At 60.9% G+C, this 18,755-nt stretch carries 12 protein-coding genes and 4 tRNA genes; 14 read left to right on the top strand and 2 right to left on the bottom strand.

All coding sequences use genetic code 11. The features are described 5' to 3' along the window. The first annotated feature begins 8 nt into the window (after window positions 1-8). A complete protein-coding gene (locus tag I4X03_RS01770) occupies window positions 9-1,556 on the top strand; it encodes an HDOD domain-containing protein (protein ID WP_223464719.1) in 1,548 nt (515 codons plus the stop codon). Here the strand turns inward: I4X03_RS01770 and I4X03_RS01765 are convergent. Both I4X03_RS01765 and I4X03_RS01760 read right to left on the bottom strand, forming a co-directional pair. Continuing rightward, window positions 1,516-3,981 carry a bifunctional diguanylate cyclase/phosphodiesterase gene (locus I4X03_RS01765; protein ID WP_223464717.1) on the bottom strand — a complete coding sequence of 822 codons (2,466 nt, stop codon included), beginning with the start codon at window positions 3,979-3,981 and terminating at the stop codon, window positions 1,516-1,518. The genes I4X03_RS01770 and I4X03_RS01765 overlap by 41 nt on opposite strands. Next, window positions 3,939-4,274, bottom strand: coding sequence for a hypothetical protein (locus tag I4X03_RS01760; RefSeq protein ID WP_223464715.1), 336 nt, complete (start codon window positions 4,272-4,274; stop codon window positions 3,939-3,941). Before I4X03_RS01760 ends, I4X03_RS01765 begins: the two co-directional genes overlap by 43 nt. A 239-nt stretch (window positions 4,275-4,513) precedes the next feature. Here I4X03_RS01760 and I4X03_RS01755 point away from each other — a divergent pair. The 13 genes from I4X03_RS01755 (at window position 4,514) to rpoC (ending at window position 18,721) form a co-directional block, all read left to right on the top strand. After that, a tRNA-Tyr gene (locus tag I4X03_RS01755) sits at window positions 4,514-4,598 on the top strand. Window positions 4,599-4,637: 39 nt separating this feature from the next. Then, window positions 4,638-4,711: transfer RNA gene (locus tag I4X03_RS01750), tRNA-Gly, on the top strand. Window positions 4,712-4,749: 38 nt separating this feature from the next. Further along, window positions 4,750-4,824 (top strand) — tRNA-Thr (locus I4X03_RS01745). A 100-nt stretch (window positions 4,825-4,924) separates the two neighbouring features. Further along, window positions 4,925-6,124 (top strand): elongation factor Tu, encoded by a 1,200-nt coding sequence (gene tuf, locus I4X03_RS01740; RefSeq protein WP_223464577.1) that lies wholly within the window; start codon window positions 4,925-4,927, stop codon window positions 6,122-6,124. 123 nt (window positions 6,125-6,247) lie between these two features. After that, window positions 6,248-6,323 (top strand) — tRNA-Trp (locus I4X03_RS01735). 34 nt (window positions 6,324-6,357) lie between these two features. Beyond that, window positions 6,358-6,744 (top strand): preprotein translocase subunit SecE, encoded by a 387-nt coding sequence (secE, locus tag I4X03_RS01730; protein ID WP_223464713.1) that lies wholly within the window; start codon window positions 6,358-6,360, stop codon window positions 6,742-6,744. 1 nt (window position 6,745) lies between these two features. Further along, window positions 6,746-7,381, top strand: coding sequence for a transcription termination/antitermination protein NusG (nusG, locus tag I4X03_RS01725; protein WP_370660474.1), 636 nt, complete (start codon window positions 6,746-6,748; stop codon window positions 7,379-7,381). A 176-nt stretch (window positions 7,382-7,557) separates the two neighbouring features. Further along, window positions 7,558-7,989 (top strand): 50S ribosomal protein L11, encoded by a 432-nt coding sequence (rplK, locus tag I4X03_RS01720; protein WP_131424680.1) that lies wholly within the window; start codon window positions 7,558-7,560, stop codon window positions 7,987-7,989. Next, window positions 7,989-8,684 (top strand): 50S ribosomal protein L1, encoded by a 696-nt coding sequence (gene rplA, locus I4X03_RS01715; RefSeq protein ID WP_223464711.1) that lies wholly within the window; start codon window positions 7,989-7,991, stop codon window positions 8,682-8,684. The genes rplK and rplA overlap by 1 nt, the downstream gene beginning before the upstream one ends. 289 nt (window positions 8,685-8,973) lie before the next feature. Further along, window positions 8,974-9,504, top strand: coding sequence for a 50S ribosomal protein L10 (gene rplJ / locus I4X03_RS01710; RefSeq protein WP_223466189.1), 531 nt, complete (start codon window positions 8,974-8,976; stop codon window positions 9,502-9,504). Between the two features lie 56 nt (window positions 9,505-9,560). Continuing rightward, on the top strand, window positions 9,561-9,935 hold the full coding sequence (rplL, locus tag I4X03_RS01705) for a 50S ribosomal protein L7/L12 (protein WP_223464709.1): 375 nt from the start codon (window positions 9,561-9,563) through the stop codon (window positions 9,933-9,935). Window positions 9,936-10,211: 276 nt separating this feature from the next. Then, window positions 10,212-14,318, top strand: coding sequence for a DNA-directed RNA polymerase subunit beta (gene rpoB / locus I4X03_RS01700; RefSeq protein ID WP_223464707.1), 4,107 nt, complete (start codon window positions 10,212-10,214; stop codon window positions 14,316-14,318). A 161-nt stretch (window positions 14,319-14,479) separates the two neighbouring features. Continuing rightward, window positions 14,480-18,721 carry a DNA-directed RNA polymerase subunit beta' gene (rpoC, locus tag I4X03_RS01695; protein WP_223464705.1) on the top strand — a complete coding sequence of 1,414 codons (4,242 nt, stop codon included), beginning with the start codon at window positions 14,480-14,482 and terminating at the stop codon, window positions 18,719-18,721. Window positions 18,722-18,755 lie beyond the last annotated feature (34 nt).

The following is an 18,755-nucleotide window of genomic DNA, read 5'->3' as shown; positions in this document are numbered from 1 at the left end:
TGGCATTCATGGCAAGTGCATTTCCTCCTCCTCCGTCGGCGAACGACACCCGCCGCGTGCGCGCCGCGCTGATGAACAAGGTGTGCGGCGACGAGAACATGTTCGCCCTCGGTACCTCGATCGCGCGGGTGGTGCAGATGGCCTCGTCCGACGACCATGGCGCCCACGATCTTGCGTACTATGTGCTGTCGGACGTCGCGCTGACCCAGCGCATCCTGCGCCTGTCGAACACCATCCCCTACCGCACCGCGTCGGGCACCGTCGTGACGACGGTGTCGCGCGCGATTTCGCTGCTCGGTTTCGACACCGTCAAAACCGCGGCGCTTGGCATGCTGCTGGTCGACGCGCTGTCCAACAGCGCCCATGCGCAAAGCGTGCGCATCGAGCTCGAAGCGTCGCTGTGCGCCAGCCTGGTGGGGCGCGAGATGGCGCGCCTAAGCGCCTACCAGGGCGCCGAGGAAGTCTCGATCGGCGCGCTGTTCAAGAACCTGGGCCCGCTGCTGGTGGCGTCGCATGAACATACCCGCTACCGCGACATCAATGGACTGGTCGCGGCCGGCAAGCACAGCATCGGCCAGGCCGCGCAAGAGGTGCTCGGCTGCAGCTACGACGCGCTGACCGAATCGGTGCTGGCCGAATGGAAGATCCCGGATGTGATCGTGCGTTCGCTGGCGCCGCTGCCGTCCGGCACCCAGAAGGCGCCAGCGAACCGGAGCGAGTGGATGCGCCAGGTGGCGTCGTTCAGCATGGAGGTGTCGCGCCTGATGGCCAGTACCTCGAACCCGGCCGGCACGGCCACCGCGCGTGCCATGCTGGTGCGGTTTGGCCCGGCGCTGAACCTGGACGCCAACCGGTTCGCCGAGCTGTTGACGACCGTCGACGGCCAGATGGCCAGCATGCTCGAAAGTATGAACCTGGAGCCGCAGCCCAAGCCGGAGCAGGAAACGGCGATGGGCCTGCCCAGCGTGCTGGCGCTGGCCAGCATGGATGCCGGCGAGGACGAGCCGCCCGGGCGCTATCCGAGCGGCAAGCCGTACAACGCGCGCGAGCTGCTGCTGGCCGGCGTGCAGGACGTGACGCAGATGCGCGCGTCCGGCCAGGCGCGCCTCAACGAGATGATCCTGGCGGTGCTGGAAACCCTGTACCGCAGCCTTGGCTTCCGCTTCGCCACCGTCTGCCTGAAGGATGCGCGCAGCAACCAGTACCGCGCGCGCGTAGCGTTCGGCGAGGACGACGAGGTGCGCAAGGCCGGCTTTGTATTTAGCGCCAACTCGGAGCGCGACGTGTTCCACCTGGCGATGGAGAACGGCGCCGACCTGGTGATCTCGGATGCCGCCGCGCCCAAGATCCGCGAGCTGCTGCCGGCCTGGCACCGCAAGCTGCTGCCCGATGCGCGCAGCTTCATCGTGCTGCCGCTGGTGGTCGGCAAGGCGCAGCTCGGCCTGTTCTACGCCGACCGCGCCGAGCCGGCGCCGGAAGGCGTGGCGCCGGACGAGACCGCCCTGATCAAGGCCCTCAAGGGACAACTGCTGGCCGCGCTCTCGCCGCCTGCATAAAGCTGCGGAACTCGGCGGCCGGCATCGGCCGCGCGAACAGGTAGCCCTGCGCCTCGTCGCACCCGCGCGAGCGCAGGAAGCTGCTCTGGTAGGCCGTCTCGACGCCTTCGGCCACCACCGTCAATCCGAGCGAATGGGCCAGGCTGACCGTGGCCGTGACGATCGCCGCGTCGTTGGCGTCGGTCTCGATGTCGGTGACGAAGCCGCGGTCGATCTTGATGCGGTCGATGGCGAACAGCTTCAGGTAGCTGAGCGAGGAATAGCCGGTGCCGAAATCGTCGATCGCCACGTGGATGCCGCGCTCGCGCAGCTCGCGCAGCAGGCCGCGGGTGGCTTCCGGGTCGCGCATCGCGGTCGATTCGGTGATCTCCAGTTCCAGCAGGGCCGGGTCGATGCCGGCGCGCGCGATCAGCTGGTCGAGGCGCGGCAGCAGCTCGCGGCCCTGGCACTGGCGCGCCGACAGATTGACCGCCAGGCGCAGCGTCTGCATGCCGTCGCGGCGCCATTCGGCCAGCACCTCGGTGGCGCGCACCAGCACCCAGTCGCCGAGCGCGAAGATCAGGTTCGATTCCTCGGCGATCGGGATCACGCGGCTGGGGGTGACCATACCCAGCTCGGGATGGTGCCAGCGCAGCAGCGCTTCGGCGCCGACCACGTCGCCGCTGCCGAGCGACACCTGCGGCTGCAGGTACAGCTCGAACTGGTTTTCGCCCAGCGCCTGCCACAGGCGGTTTTCCATCATCACCCGCTCATGGGTGGCGGCGTTCATCGCCTGCGAGAAGAACTGGAAATTGCCGCGCCCTTCGCTCTTGGCCGCGTACATGGCGGTGTCGGCGTGGCGCATCAGGGTCTCGGCGCTGTCGGCGTCGCCGGGGAACATGGCGCAGCCGACGCTGGCGCCGCTGTGCACGATCTTGCCGCCGATGTCGTACGGCGTCGACAGCGACTGCACGATGCGGATCGCCACCGTGCCCACCAGTTCGGGGGTGAGCGCGCCTTCCATCACGACGATGAATTCGTCGCCGCCCAGGCGCGCGATCACGTCGACATCGCGCAGCAGTTCGCGCAGCCGCTGCGCCACCGCGATCAGCAGCATGTCGCCGGCCTGGTGACCCATCGAGTCGTTGATCTTCTTGAAATGATCGAGGTCGAGGAACAGCAGCGCCACCGAGTGGCCGTTGCGGCGCGCCTGCGCCAGCAGCTGTTCGAGGTGCTGGGTCAGCGACAGCCGGTTCTCCAGCCCGGTCAGGGTGTCGTGGTGGGCAAGGCGGTGGATGTGTTCTTGCGCGCGGCGCTGCTCGGTCAGGTCGTGGATCACGCAGACGAACATGTCTTCGCCCGCCAGCGGCACTTCGCTGACGGAGATCGAGAGCGGGAAGCGGGCGCCGTTGCGCGCCACCCCGGCCAGTTCGCGCTCGCTGGCGTCGCTGCGCGCCAGGCGCGCCAGCACCCCGTGGATCTCGCCTTCGGGCAGGTCGAGCAGCTGGTCCAGGTGGATGCCCGGCAGCTGCTCGGGAGCATGGCCGAACAGCACCGCGGCGGCGGCGTTGGCCGATAGCAGCAATCCGGCATGGTCGACCGTGATGATGGCGTCGGCCGCGTTGTTGAGGATCGCTTCGAGGCGCGCTTCGCGTTCGCGCAGGCGCGCCGTGCTGTCGCGCACCTGGGCCTTGATCTGGGCGCGCTCGCCGCTGACCACCAGCAGCAGCGCGCCCAGCAGCCCGGTCAGCAGCAGGCCGCCGGTGAGCACGAACCAGCTTTGCCATCCGGCGTTCTCGTACAGGTAGGCCGGCGTGGGCGCCAGCCGCAGCTGGTAGGTGCGTCCGCCGAACGCCAGCTGGCGGGTGTAATCGACCTCGCGCCAGGAGCGTCCGATGTTGTCCAGCATCGGGATCGGCGCCGCATCCGGCGTGATATCGCTGAACGCCACCAGCAGGTCGGGGAACGCCGCCTGCTGCAGCGCCTGCGCCAGGTGGCGGTCGATTTCGACGGTCAGCACCAGCACCCCCGGTGGCGGCCCGGCCACGCCGGCACTGGTGGCGGCCTGCAACAGGTGGATTGCCAGGGTGCGCTCGCGGCTGACCCGCAGCGGCGCGGTGGCGACCGCCTTGCCGGTGGCCAGCGCCCGGCCCAGCGCATCGGCGCGCTTTGCCTCGGACATGAAATCGCGCCCGAGCACCAGGGTGCGGTCATCCGGCTCGACCAGCAGGGCCGGGTAGTAGACCGGGCGCCGCGCGGCTGGCTGCGGCAGGTTGTCGGGGCCGGCGTCGACGATCTGAAACGGCGAGCGGTAATAGCTGCTGGCCCAGCTCTCGAGCGCGTCGCGCTCGCGGTCGGGGACCCGCGGCAGCCAGCCCATTGCCAGCACTTCGGGGCGCTGCATCAGGTAGGCGCGCGCGGCCGGCGAGAAGCCGCGCGGCGCCATGCTGGCGCCGCCGGCATCGATCGCGCGCGCGATCGCGCCGAGGAAGCGTTCATGTTCGGACAGCGCCGACTGGGCAGCCCGAGCATGACCGCGGCCACGGCCAGCCCCGGCAGCAGGCGCCAGCCGAACGCGGCCAGCACGGCGATGCCGATGCCGGCCGCCGGCGACAGCGGCGAGGCGTAGCCGGGCGGCAACGCCAATAGCAGGCCGAGCCATCCGGCGGCCAGGCAGGCGATGGCGAACCACAGATTTGCGGCGATCAACGCGCGCCACGGTAGGACAGGTGGTTTCACTTGCGGTTCCTGCAACCCGGTGCTGTGGCCTTTGCGCCACGCCCGGTGGGCATTATTTTTTGCCGGTATAAAAATCGCCGGCGAGAAAAAAACATGCAACAACAAACTGCCCTTGCGCTCTTGCGGCGGGTGCGGGTACAATCACGCCCCGAAGCAAGACGACAGCAAAAGCACGGAAAAGACGCCGCAAATTTTGTTGACAATGTTTTGACCTTGCTTCATACTCTGCGGTTCCTCGCGGAGGGGTGGCCGAGTGGTTAAAGGCGACAGACTGTAAATCTGTTCTCTATGAGTACGCTGGTTCGAATCCAGCCCCCTCCACCAAGATATTGTAGGAAAATTGTTAGTGGTGTGAAGTACCTCGCGGGTGTAGCTCAATGGTAGAGCAGAAGCCTTCCAAGCTTACGACGAGGGTTCGATTCCCTTCACCCGCTCCATTGATTCTGCAATGCACGAGTTACATCGCAACAAATTAGCCCTTTTAGCTCAGTGGTAGAGCACTCCCTTGGTAAGGGAGAGGCCACGTGTTCAATCCACGTAAAGGGCACCAGAATTCAAGATTCAGGTAAGTCGCAGTAAATTCAAAATCGACAGTCGGGCTTGGCATCAGCGAGATGCCGGCCAATCTTAAAAATCGTTAGGAGTCTAAAATGGCAAAAGGTAAATTCGAACGGACCAAGCCGCACGTCAACGTCGGTACCATCGGACACGTTGATCACGGCAAGACCACCCTGACGGCAGCGATCGCTACTGTTCTGTCGAAGAAATTCGGCGGCGAAGCAAAAGCTTACGACCAGATCGATGCAGCACCAGAAGAAAAAGCGCGCGGCATTACCATCAACACCGCACACGTCGAGTACGAGACCGCAAACCGTCACTACGCTCACGTTGACTGCCCAGGCCACGCCGACTACATCAAGAACATGATTACCGGTGCAGCGCAGATGGACGGCGCGATCCTGGTTTGCTCGGCAGCTGACGGCCCAATGCCACAGACCCGCGAGCACATCCTGCTGGCACGCCAGGTTGGCGTTCCATACATCATCGTGTTCCTGAACAAGTGCGACCTGGTCGACGACGCAGAACTGCTGGAACTGGTCGAAATGGAAGTGCGCGAGCTTCTGTCGAAGTACGAATTCCCAGGCGACGACCTGCCAATCATCAAGGGTTCGGCACGTATGGCGCTGGACGGCGACACCGGCCCAATGGGCGAGCAGGCGATCATCGCCCTGGCTGAAGCCCTCGACACCTACATCCCTGAGCCAGAGCGCGCAGTCGATGGCGCCTTCCTGATGCCAGTGGAAGACGTGTTCTCGATCTCGGGCCGCGGCACCGTTGTTACCGGTCGTGTTGAGCGCGGTATCATCAAGGTCGGCGAAGAAATCGAAATCGTCGGCATCAAAGACACCGTCAAGACCACTTGCACCGGCGTGGAAATGTTCCGCAAGCTGCTGGACCAGGGTCAAGCTGGCGACAACGTCGGCCTGCTGCTGCGCGGTACCAAGCGTGAAGACGTCGAGCGTGGCCAGGTTCTGGCCAAGCCGGGTTCGATCAAGCCGCACAACCACTTCACCGGCGAGATCTATGTTCTGTCGAAGGATGAAGGCGGCCGTCACACCCCGTTCTTCAACAACTACCGTCCACAGTTCTACTTCCGTACCACCGACGTGACCGGCTCGATCGAGCTGCCAGCGGACAAGGAAATGGTCATGCCAGGCGATAACGTGTCGATCACCGTCAAGCTGATCAACCCGATCGCGATGGAAGAAGGCCTGCGCTTCGCAATCCGCGAAGGTGGCCGTACCGTTGGTGCAGGTGTTGTCGCTAAGATCCTCAGCGAAGGCAAGTAATTGTAGTAAAGCGGGGCTTCCGGGCCCCGTCTTCCGCGCCAGGTTTCATGCCAGGCGCAATCAGCGCCTTGCCATCAGCGGCCTTACGATGGTAAAATGCTTGATTCCACTGAAGTTTTACGTAGGGACGTAGCTCAATTGGCAGAGCGTCGGTCTCCAAAACCGAAGGTTGGGGGTTCGATGCCCTCCGTCCCTGCCACCGTTCTGGTGCAGGCACCGAAAGTACAAAAAGTATGTCTAATCAATCCGTGCAAACTGTCAGCACGTCGAACGACAAGTTCAAGGTCGCGCTGGCAGTTGTTGCGGCGATTGCAGGGGTCGTCGGGTTCTTTTACCTGAAAGGCTTGAACAAACCAGCTTTGATGTCCACTGGGGCACTCGTGGCTGGTTTGCTGTTGGCCGTCCTGATCCTGTGGATGTCGGCAACTGGCCGTGGCTTCCTGAATTTCGCCAAAGAAGCTGTTCGCGAGACCAAAAAAGTGGTCTGGCCGACCCGCAAGGAAGCCATGCAGATCACCGGCATCGTGTTTGCCTTCGTGGTCGTGATGGCGATGTTCCTGTGGGGCACCGACAAGATTCTGCAATTCCTGTTATACGACGTCATTCTGGGTTGGAAATAACATGAGCGAAAATGTGCAAGACACCGCGCCGGACGAAGTTCCGGCGATCGGCGCTCCAGCAGCCGACGCCCCGGCGCAAGATGCGCCCATGAGCGTCCCAGTCAGCAATAAGCGCTGGTACGTTGTGCACGCTTATTCCGGCATGGAAAAAAGCGTCATGCGCGCACTGACCGAGCGCATCGAACGCGCCGGCATGCAAGACAAGTTCGGCCAGATCCTGGTGCCGGTCGAGGAAGTTGTTGAAGTCAAGAATGGCCAGAAGTCGGTCACCGAGCGTCGTTTCTTCCCAGGCTATGTGCTGGTTGAGATGGAAATGACGGACGACACCTGGCACCTGGTCAAGAACACCGCCAAGGTTACGGGTTTCATCGGCGGCAAGTCGAACAAGCCGACGCCGATCCCGGCGCGCGAGATCGACAAGATCATGCAGCAGATGCAAGAGGGCGTCGAGAAGCCGCGTCCAAAAGTGCTGTACGAAGTGGGCGAGCAAGTGCGTATCAAGGATGGTCCGTTCACTGACTTCAACGGCAACGTCGAAGAAGTCAACTACGAGAAGTCCAAAGTGCGCGTATCGGTCACGATCTTCGGCCGCGCCACCCCGGTTGAGCTTGAGTTCGGCCAGGTAGAAAAGGTTTAAGCGTCGTCGTTCCCGTGAAAACGGGAACCCATGCTGAGTATAGGTTCCCGTTTTCACGGGAACGACGGTTTTAGCGCCGATTCAGAGCGTCGCCCAGTTGGCGGAATCTGAAAAGAGGAGCCCCGTCATGCAGTATCCGGCGGGGCGCTACTACTCATCCAAAGATAGGAGCCATCATGGCAAAGAAAATCATTGGTTTTATCAAGCTGCAAGTGCCAGCTGGTAAAGCAAACCCATCCCCACCGATCGGCCCAGCGCTGGGTCAGCGCGGCCTGAACATCATGGAATTCTGCAAGGCGTTCAACGCCCAGACCCAGGGTGTCGAGCCTGGCATGCCTATCCCTGTCGTGATCACGGCATTCGCGGACAAGTCGTTCACCTTCGTGATGAAGACGCCTCCAGCGACCTACCTGATCAAAAAGGCAGCTGGCATCACCAAAGGTTCGCCGAAGCCACATACCGACAAAGTCGGTACGCTGAGCCGCGCGCAAGCTGAAGAAATCGCAAAAACGAAACAGCCGGATCTGACCGCTGCCGACATGGATGCCGCAGTGCGCATCATCGCCGGTTCCGCGCGTTCGATGGGCATCACGGTGGAGGGTATCTAATGGCTAAGCTGTCCAAACGCGTCAAGGCCATGAAGGCCAAGGTTGACCGCAATAAATCGTACGAATTCGACAGCGCAGTTGCACTGATCAAGGAATTCGCAGTCGCCAAGTTCAACGAGTCGATCGATGTTGCGATCCAGCTCGGCGTGGACCCGAAGAAGTCGGACCAGGTTGTGCGCGGCTCCGTCGTGCTGCCAGCTGGCACCGGCAAGAGCGTTCGCGTCGCTGTGTTCGCTTCCGGCGAAAAGGCTGAGCAGGCTAAAGCAGCTGGTGCAGACGTTGTTGGTATGGAAGACCTGGCCGAGCGCGTCAAAGCCGGCGACATGCCTTTCGATATCGTCATCGCGTCGCCAGACACCATGCGTATCGTCGGTACCCTGGGCCAGATCCTGGGACCACGCGGCCTGATGCCTAACCCGAAAGTCGGCACCGTGACCGCCGACGTCGCTACCGCGGTGAAAAACGCGAAAGCCGGCCAGGTTCAGTACCGTACCGACAAGGCAGGTATCATCCACGCAACGATCGGCCGCAAGTCGTTCAGCGATGCAGACCTGAAGAGCAACCTGGTTGCCCTGGTCGAAGCACTGAACAAGGCCAAGCCAACGACCTCGAAGGGCGTGTACCTGCGCAAGGTCGCGATCTCGTCGACGATGGGTGCCGGCGTTCGCGTCGACCACAACTCGCTGGCTGCGTAATAAAGAATCAAGTCCTCATGCCAGTGGTGAACACCGCGGGCGCGAGGCACATCTTTGGGCTGCCGGAGGTCCGCAAGGACATCCGGCAGGCAATCAAAGACCGTTGGGCCAAAGGCAGCAGGCAGGCCGGAGGTTAATAGACCACCCAACGCAGATGGTGTACCCGAACAAGTTTTGTTAGTCCATGCTGCGTGAGTCACTCCGCTCAGTCTGAACTTCTTAACTTCGGACGCCGTTGTTCGAACCGATGCAAGGCGATTTTGCCGCGCATCATTTAAGGAGGTTGACCGTGGGTCTTAATCTGAATGACAAAAAGGCCGTCGTCGCCGAAGTTTCCGCAAAAGTAGCATCTGCGCAAACGATCGTCGTGGCCGAATATCGTGGCATCCAGGTTAGTCACTTGACTCAACTTCGTGCCAAGGCGCGTGCCCAGGGCGTATACCTGCGTGTTCTGAAGAACACGCTGGCTCGTCGCTCTGTGGAAGGTACGCAGTTCGCCAACCTGGCTGACGCAATGACCGGCCCGCTGATCTACTCGATCTCGGACGATGCAGTTGCAGCAGCTAAAGTCATCAACGACTTCGCCAAGACCAACGACAAGCTCGTGATCAAGGCGGGTAACTACGCAGGCAAGCAGCTGGATAAAGCAGCTGTAGCAGCGTTGGCAAGCATTCCTAGCCGTGAAATCCTCATCTCGCAGCTGTTGGGCGTGATGCTGGCACCGGTGTCGGGCTTTGCACGTGGTCTGGCTGCTCTGGCAGCACAGAAGAGCGAAGGTTCGGAAGCTGCTCCTGCAGCCGAAGAAACCGCAGCTGCTTAATAGCAGCGCGCTGTTCGTCAAGTTACTAAACTAAACATACAAATTTGGAGTTTCAAATGGCAATTAGCAAAGACGACATCCTGAACGCAGTTAGCGAAATGTCCGTAATGGACCTGAACGACCTGGTTAAGGCATTCGAAGAAAAGTTCGGCGTATCGGCAGCAGCAATGGCAGCTCCAGCAGCTGGCGGCGCAGCAGCAGGCGCAGCAGTTGAAGAGCAGACCGAGTTCAACGTGATTCTGGCCGACTTCGGCGCGAACAAAGTTGGCGTGATTAAGGCAGTTCGCGAAATCACCGGCCTGGGCCTGAAAGAAGCAAAAGACCTGGTTGACGGCGCACCTAAGACCGTTAAAGAAGCCCTGTCGAAAGCTGACGCTGAAGCTGCCAAGAAGAAGCTGGAAGACGCTGGCGCGAAAGCAGAAATCAAGTAATAGCACTACCGGCGGCAGGACAGCGCCACGAGTCAAAGCTTGCGCTCCTCTCCCGAAAGGGGGAGGATGCGGCTTTGGCTCTTTTGTCGTCCCTGTAACGGATGTCGCAGTAACTAGTTACCGGCGGCAAGTAGTAGGCAGTAACAGTAGCAGTTTTTCTCTTTTTCCTCTGGCACGAAGTTGCGAGACTTGAGGCCTTGCATGTGACTCTAACCGTTAATCGGCGTCACTGGCAATCCCTGAATTCTCATCCTTTCTGTCACTCACGGAGTGTCCATGCACTACTCATTTACTGAGAAGAAACGCATTCGCAAGTCATTCGCGAAGCGCGCCAACGTTCACAACGTTCCATTCCTTCTGGCTACCCAGCTTGAATCTTACGAGAACTTCCTGCAAGCTGACACAGCTGTGTCAACGCGCAAGAATGACGGCCTGCAATCGGCTTTCACCTCGATCTTCCCTATCGTGTCGCACAATGGTTTTGCGCGCCTCGAATTCCTGTCGTACGTGCTGGGCGAGCCTGCCTTTGACGTCAAGGAATGCCAACAGCGTGGCCTGACCTTTGCGTCGCCGCTGCGCGCCAAGGTTCGCCTGGTGATCCTGGACAAGGAATCGCCAACCAAGCCTGTCGTCAAGGAAATGAAAGAGCAAGAAGTCTACATGGGCGAACTGCCGCTCATGACGACCACCGGCTCGTTCGTGATCAACGGTACCGAGCGCGTCATCGTGTCGCAGCTGCACCGTTCGCCTGGCGTGTTCTTCGAGCATGACCGCGGCAAGACCCACTCTTCGGGCAAGCTGCTGTTCTCGGCACGTATCATTCCTTACCGCGGCTCGTGGCTGGACTTCGAGTTCGACCCGAAAGACATCCTGTTCTTCCGCGTCGACCGCCGCCGCAAGATGCCGGTGACGATCCTGCTGAAGGCAATCGGCATGTCGCACGAGCAGATCCTCGCGAACTTCTTCGTGTTCGACAATTTCAACCTGCGCTCGGAAGGCGCGGAGATGGAATTCGTCGCCGAGCGCCTGCGTGGCGAAGTGGCGCGTTTCGACATCGTCGACAAGTCGGGCAAGACCCTGGTGCTGAAAGACAAGCGTATCAACGCCAAGCACGTGCGCGACATCGAAGCGGCTGGCATCAAGCACATTTCGGTGCCTGAAGACTACCTGCTGGGCCGCGTGCTGGCCAAGAACGTCGTCGACGCCGACACCGGCGAAGTGATCGCATCGGCCAACGACGAGTTGACCGACGACCTGCTGTCGCGCCTGCGCGAAGCGGACATCAGCGAAATCCAGACCCTGTACACCAACGATCTGGACCAGGGCGCCTACATTTCGCAGACCCTGCGTATCGACGACACCGCCGACCAGATGGCCGCGCGCATCGCGATCTACCGCATGATGCGTCCAGGCGAGCCGCCAACCGAAGAATCGGTCGAAGCGCTGTTCAACGGCCTGTTCTACAGCCCTGAACGCTACGACCTGTCGGCCGTCGGCCGCATGAAGTTCAACCGCCGCATCGGCCGCGATGAACTGACTGGCATGATGACCCTGTCGAACGAAGACGTTCTGGCAGTGATCAAGATCCTGGTGGAACTGCGCAATGGCCGCGGCGAAGTCGACGATATCGATCACCTGGGTAACCGCCGCGTACGTTGCGTGGGCGAACTGGCCGAAAACCAGTTCCGCGCCGGCCTCGTGCGTGTTGAGCGCGCCGTCAAGGAACGCCTCGGCCAGGCCGAAGCGGACAACCTGATGCCGCATGACCTGATCAACAGCAAGCCGATTTCGGCCGCGATCCGTGAGTTCTTCGGTTCGTCCCAGCTGTCGCAGTTCATGGACCAGACCAACCCGCTGTCGGAAATCACCCACAAGCGCCGTGTTTCGGCCCTTGGCCCTGGTGGTCTGACCCGCGAACGTGCAGGCTTCGAGGTGCGCGACGTGCACCCGACCCACTACGGCCGTGTGTGCCCGATCGAAACGCCTGAAGGCCCGAACATCGGCCTGATCAACTCGCTGGCACTGTTTGCCCGCCTGAACGAATACGGCTTCCTCGAGACGCCGTACCGCAAGGTCGAAAACAGCAAGGTCACCGACAAGATCGATTACCTGTCGGCAATCGAAGAAGGCCGCTACATCATCGCCCAGGCCAACGCCGGCATCGATGGTTCGGGCACCCTGTCGGACGAGCTGGTATCGGCCCGTGAAGCAGGCGAGACGATCCTGGTATCGCCAGAGCGCATCCAGTACATGGACGTGGCGCCTGGCCAGATCGTGTCGGTTGCAGCATCCTTGATTCCGTTCCTCGAGCACGATGACGCGAACCGCGCATTGATGGGTGCAAACATGCAGCGCCAGGCAGTACCTTGCCTGCGCCCTGAAAAAGCACTGGTCGGTACCGGTATCGAGCGCACCGTTGCGGTCGACTCGGGCACCACCGTGCAGGCACTGCGTGGCGGTGTGGTTGACTACGTCGATGCAGGCCGTGTGGTTATTCGCGTCAACGACGACGAAGCAACCGCTGGCGAAGTCGGTGTCGACATCTACAACCTGATCAAGTACACCCGTTCGAACCAGAACACCAACATCAACCAGCGTCCGATCGTCAAGGTCGGCGACCGCGTCGCCAAGCGCGACGTGATCGCCGATGGCGCATCGACCGACCTGGGCGAATTGGCACTGGGCCAGAACATGCTGGTGGCGTTCATGCCGTGGAACGGCCTGAACTTCGAGGATTCGATCCTGATCTCGGAAAACGTCGTCAAGGACGACCGCTACACCTCGATTCACATCGAAGAGCTGTCGGTTGTTGCACGCGACACCAAGCTGGGCGCGGAAGAAATCACCCGCGACATCTCGAACCTGGCGGAAAACCAGCTGGCACGCCTGGATGAATCGGGCATCGTCTACATCGGCGCTGAAGTGCAGGCTGGCGACACCCTGGTCGGTAAGGTAACGCCAAAAGGCGAAACCCAGCTGACCCCGGAAGAAAAGCTGCTGCGCGCGATCTTCGGCGAGAAGGCATCGGACGTCAAAGACACCTCGCTGCGCGTGCCTTCGGGCATGGTCGGCACCGTGATCGATGTCCAGGTCTTCACCCGCGAAGGCATCGTCCGCGACAAGCGCGCCCAGCAGATCATCGATGATGAACTCAAGCGCTTCCGCCTGGACCTGAACGACCAGATGCGTATTGTGGAGGGCGATGCCTTCCAGCGTCTGGAAAAAATGCTGATTGGTAAAGTCGTCAACGGCGGCCCTAAGAAGATGGCCAAGGGCGCCAAGATCACCAAGGAATACCTGGACGATCTGGACAAATACCACTGGTTCGACATCCGTCCGTCGGAAGACGACGCTGCCGTTGCTCTGGAAGCGATCAAGGAATCGATCGCCGAGAAGCGCCACCAGTTCGACCTGGCCTTCGAAGAGAAGCGCAAGAAGCTGACCCAGGGCGACGAGCTGCAGCCAGGCGTACAGAAGATGGTCAAGGTCTACCTGGCCGTCAAGCGCCGCCTGCAGTCGGGCGACAAGATGGCGGGCCGCCACGGTAACAAAGGTGTGGTATCGCGCATCGTTCCGGTCGAAGACATGCCATTCATGGCTGACGGCACCCCGGCTGACGTTGTACTGAACCCGCTGGGCGTTCCTTCGCGAATGAACGTTGGTCAGATCCTCGAAACCCACCTCGGTTGGGCGGCGAAGGGCCTGGGCCTGCGGATCGGCGAGATGATCGCTGCCAAGGCAAAAGTCGACGAACTGCGCAAGTTCCTGACCCAGATCTACAACGAGACCGGCAAGAAGGAAGACCTCGACAACTTCAGCGACGACGAAATCGTCTCGCTGGCGGACAACCTGAAGAAGGGTGTCCCGTTCGCAACGCCAGTGTTCGACGGTGCGCACGAGTCGGAGATCCGCCGCATGCTGGACCTGGCGTATCCGGATCCGGTTGCCAAGCTGCTGGGCATGACGCCTTCGAAGAACCAGGTCACGATGTTCGACGGTCGTACCGGCGAAGCATTCGAGCGCAAGGTTACCGTTGGCTACATGCACATGCTGAAGCTGCATCACCTGGTCGACGACAAGATGCACGCGCGTTCGACCGGTCCATACTCGCTCGTCACGCAGCAGCCACTGGGCGGTAAAGCCCAGTTCGGCGGCCAGCGCTTCGGTGAGATGGAGGTGTGGGCACTGGAAGCGTACGGCGCATCGTATGTGCTGCAGGAAATGCTGACCGTCAAGTCGGACGATGTGAACGGCCGTACGAAGGTGTACGAAAACCTGGTCAAGGGCGATCACGTGATCGACGCGGGCATGCCGGAATCGTTCAACGTGCTGGTGAAAGAGATCCGTTCCCTGGGTATCGATATCGACCTGGAACGCAACTAAGTTCGCCACCGTCGTTCCCGCGCAGGCGGGAACCCATGCTGAGCAAATGTGCACGCTCAGGATGGGCCACCGTGGGGCCGCCGAGGCTTTCGCGGGGGCGACGGCAGTGGTACCCGCCGGCGCAAGACGCAATATAGAAATTCAATCACCTGGAGTGATACATGAAAGCACTGCTCGATCTATTCAAGCAAGTTCAAACGAATGAGACGTTCGACGCCATCAAGATTGGCCTCGCGTCCCCTGAAAAAATCCGTTCGTGGTCCTACGGCGAAGTAAAAAAGCCGGAAACCATTAACTACCGTACCTTCAAGCCAGAGCGCGACGGCCTGTTCTGCGCCAAGATCTTTGGCCCGATCAAGGACTACGAGTGCCTGTGCGGCAAGTACAAGCGCCTCAAGCACCGCGGCGTGATCTGCGAGAAGTGCGGCGTTGAAGTCACCTTGGCCAAGGTGCGCCGTGAGCGCATGGGCCACATCGAACTGGCGTCGCCAACCGCGCACATCTGGTTCCTGAAGTCGCTGCCGTCGCGTCTGGGCATGGTCCTCGACATGACGCTGCGGGACATCGAACGCGTGCTGTACTTCGAAGCATATGTCGTGACCGATCCAGGCATGACCCCGCTGAAGAAGTGCCAGATCATGTCGGAAGACGACTACGCCGCCAAGTACGAAGAGTACGGCGACGACTTCACCGCATTCATGGGCGCCGAAGGCATCCGTGAACTGCTGCGCTCGATCGACATCCACCGCGATGCCGAAGCGCTGCGCGTGGAGCTGAAGGAATCGAAGTCGGAAGCGAAGATCAAGAAATACGCCAAGCGCCTGAAAGTGCTTGAGGCGTTCCAGCGTTCGGGCATCAAGCCTGACTGGATGATCATGGAAGTGCTGCCAGTACTGCCGCCGGAACTGCGTCCGCTGGTACCGCTGGACGGCGGCCGCTTTGCGACCTCCGACCTGAACGACCTGTATCGCCGCGTCATCAACCGTAATAACCGCCTGAAGCGCCTGATGGAACTGCGCGCGCCGGAAATCATTACGCGTAACGAAAAGCGCATGCTGCAAGAAGCGGTTGACTCGCTGCTGGACAACGGCCGTCGCGGCAAAGCGATGACCGGCGCCAACAAGCGTCCGCTGAAGTCGCTGGCTGAAATGATCAAGGGTAAGGGCGGTCGTTTCCGTCAGAACTTGCTGGGTAAGCGCGTCGACTACTCGGGCCGTTCGGTCATCGTGGTCGGTCCACAGCTGAAACTGCACCAGTGCGGCCTGCCGAAGCTGATGGCGCTTGAACTGTTCAAGCCATTCATCTTCAACAAGCTCGAACTGATGGGTCTGGCAACGACGATCAAGGCCGCCAAAAAGCTGGTCGAGATCCAGGAACCAGTGGTCTGGGACATCCTGGAAGACGTCATCAAAGAACACCCGGTCATGCTGAACCGTGCGCCTACGCTGCACCGTCTTGGTATCCAGGCGTTCGAGCCGGTTCTGATTGAAGGCAAGGCGATCCAGCTGCACCCACTCGTCTGCGCGGCGTTCAACGCCGACTTCGACGGTGACCAGATGGCTGTCCACGTCCCGCTGTCGATCGAAGCACAGATGGAAGCGCGTACGCTGATGCTGGCGTCGAACAACATCCTGTTCCCGTCGAACGGCGAACCGTCGATCGTTCCTTCGCAGGATATCGTGCTGGGTCTGTACTACGCGACCCGCGAAGCGATCAATGCCAAGAACGAAGGCATGCTGTTCCCTGACGTGTCGGAAGTCATCCGTGCCTACGACAACAAGGAAGTTGAACTGACCACCCGCATCACCGTGCGTATCGTCGAGTTCCCGAAGAACGCCGAAACCGACGAGTTCGAGCGCACCGTCACGCGCTACGAAACCACGGTTGGCCGTGCGATCCTGTCCGAAATCCTGCCGAAGGGCCTGCCGTTTGCCGTACTGAACCGCGCCCTGAAGAAGAAAGAGATTTCGAAGCTGATCAACACGTCGTTCCGCAAGTGCGGCCTGCGTGCCACGGTGGTGTTCGCCGACAAGCTGATGCAGTCCGGTTTCCGCCTGGCGACGCGCGCAGGTATTTCGATCTGCGTCGACGACATGCTGGTTCCTGACCAGAAAGCTGGCCTGATCGCCTCGGCCGAATCGGAAGTCAAGCAGATCGAGCAGCAGTACGCTTCGGGTCTGGTGACCGCCGGCGAGCGTTACAACAAGGTCGTCGACATCTGGGGCAAGACCTCGGACGAAGTCGGCAAGGCCATGATGGACCAGCTCAAAGTAGAAGACGTCGTCAAGCGCGACGGCACCAAGTCGACCCAGGAATCGTTCAACGCGATTTACATGATGGCCGACTCGGGCGCACGTGGCTCGGCAGCACAGATTCGCCAGTTGGCTGGTATGCGAGGCCTGATGGCCAAGCCGGACGGTTCGATTATCGAAACGCCGATTACCGCGAACTTCCGCGAAGGCCTGAACGTTCTGCAGTACTTCATCTCGACCCACGGCGCTCGTAAAGGTCTGGCCGATACGGCACTGAAGACGGCGAACTCGGGTTACCTGACCCGTCGTCTGGTCGACGTGACCCAGGATCTGGTTGTGATCGAGGACGATTGCGGCACCACCAACGGCACCGTCATGAAGGCGATGGTTGAAGGCGGTGAAGTCATTGAAGCACTGCGCGACCGTATCCTCGGCCGTGTCAACGTGCATGACATCGTCAATCCTGAAACCCAGGAAACCGTGTTCGAAGCCGGTACCCTGATGGACGAAGACATGGTCGAAGAAGTCGAGCGCCTGTCGATCGACGAAGTCAAGGTACGTACGCCACTGACTTGCGACACGCGCTTCGGCCTGTGCGCCAAGTGCTATGGCCGCGACCTCGGCCGCGGCATGCTGGTCAACTCCGGCGAAGCAGTCGGTGTTGTGGCAGCGCAGTCGATTGGTGAGCCGGGTACCCAGCTGACCATGCGTACCTTCCACATCGGTGGTGCGGCATCGCGTGCAGCAGTGGCGTCGTCGGTGGAAGCCAAGTCGAACGGTACCATCCGTTTCTCGGCAACCATGCGTTACGTCACCAACGGCAAGGGCGCCCAGATCGTCATTTCGCGTTCCGGCGAAGTGCTGATCACGGACGACCACGGCCGTGAGCGCGAGCGTCACAAGGTACCGTACGGCGCGACCCTGAACGTCAAGGACGGCATGGTCATCAAAGCCGGCCTGCCGCTGGCGACCTGGGATCCGCTGACCCGTCCGATCATTACGGAATATGCGGGTACCGTGCGCTTCGAGAACGTCGAAGAAGGCGTGACCGTTGCCCGTCAGGTCGATGAAGTGACCGGCCTGTCGACCCTGGTCGCGATCGATGCGAAGCGTCGTGGTTCGGTCGGCAAGACCCTGCGTCCGCAGGTCAAGCTGCTGAACGACGTCAACGAAGAAGTCAAGATCGCAGGCACCGAGCACTCGGTAGCGATCGGCTTCCAGGTTGGCGCGCTGATCATGGTCAAGGATGGTCAGTCGGTATCGGTGGGTGAAGTGCTGGCACGTATCCCGACTGAATCGCAGAAAACGCGAGACATTACCGGTGGTCTGCCACGCGTCGCCGAGCTGTTCGAAGCACGTTCGCCGAAAGACGCGGGCATGCTGGCTGAAGTGACCGGTACGGTTGCGTTCGGTAAAGAAACCAAGGGCAAGCAGCGTCTGGAAATCACGGACATGGACGGCAACAAGCACGAGTTCCTGATTACCAAGGACAAGCAAGTGCTGGTACACGACGGCCAGGTAGTGAACAAGGGCGAGATGATCGTGGACGGCCCGGCCGATCCGCAAGACATCCTGCGCCTGCTGGGTATCGAAGCGCTGGCGCGTTACATCGTTGACGAAGTGCAGGACGTGTACCGTCTGCAGGGCGTGAAGATTAACGACAAGCACATCGAAGTGATCGTGCGCCAGATGCTGCGCCGCGTGCAGATCCTGGAAGCCGGCGACACCGACTACATCGTCGGCGAGCAGGTGGAGCGTTCGGAACTGCTGGACGAGAACGACGCAATGAATGCTGCTGGCAAGATCCCTGCAACGTACGAAAACGTACTGCTGGGTATTACCAAGGCATCGCTGTCGACCGACTCCTTCATTTCGGCTGCATCGTTCCAGGAGACCACCCGTGTCCTGACCGAAGCGGCGATCATGGGCAAGCGCGACGGTCTGCGCGGCCTGAAGGAAAACGTCATCGTCGGCCGCCTGATTCCTGGCGGTACCGGCCTCGCGTTCCACCGCGCACGCAAAGAGAAGGAAGCGTGGGAAGTGGAAGAGCGCAAGGCGCTGCTGGATGCCGAAAAGGCAGCCATGTCGAGCGAACTGCAAGCGATCGAAGATACTGCGAACGCAGCACAGCACCACGGCGACGCCGAGTAATCGGTTTTACGCTGAACAAGAACGGCACCTTCGG

Source organism: Massilia soli, assembly GCF_016809835.1.
Classification (GTDB): domain Bacteria; phylum Pseudomonadota; class Gammaproteobacteria; order Burkholderiales; family Burkholderiaceae_D; genus Telluria_A; species Telluria_A soli.
Note: the sequence above shows the minus strand (reverse complement) of the source record. Positions and strands in the feature narration are given on the sequence as shown.

Coding starts and splice junctions, on each gene's coding strand:
- I4X03_RS01770 (WP_223464719.1), top strand. CDS start 9: ATGGCAAGTGCATTTCCTCCTCCTCCGTCGGCGAACGACACCCGCCGC.
- I4X03_RS01765 (WP_223464717.1), bottom strand. CDS start 3,981: ATGGCGCCGCGCGGCTTCTCGCCGGCCGCGCGCGCCTACCTGATGCAG.
- tuf (WP_223464577.1), top strand. CDS start 4,925: ATGGCAAAAGGTAAATTCGAACGGACCAAGCCGCACGTCAACGTCGGT.
- secE (WP_223464713.1), top strand. CDS start 6,358: ATGTCTAATCAATCCGTGCAAACTGTCAGCACGTCGAACGACAAGTTC.
- nusG (WP_370660474.1), top strand. CDS start 6,746: ATGAGCGAAAATGTGCAAGACACCGCGCCGGACGAAGTTCCGGCGATC.
- rplK (WP_131424680.1), top strand. CDS start 7,558: ATGGCAAAGAAAATCATTGGTTTTATCAAGCTGCAAGTGCCAGCTGGT.
- rplA (WP_223464711.1), top strand. CDS start 7,989: ATGGCTAAGCTGTCCAAACGCGTCAAGGCCATGAAGGCCAAGGTTGAC.
- rplL (WP_223464709.1), top strand. CDS start 9,561: ATGGCAATTAGCAAAGACGACATCCTGAACGCAGTTAGCGAAATGTCC.
- rpoB (WP_223464707.1), top strand. CDS start 10,212: ATGCACTACTCATTTACTGAGAAGAAACGCATTCGCAAGTCATTCGCG.
- rpoC (WP_223464705.1), top strand. CDS start 14,480: ATGAAAGCACTGCTCGATCTATTCAAGCAAGTTCAAACGAATGAGACG.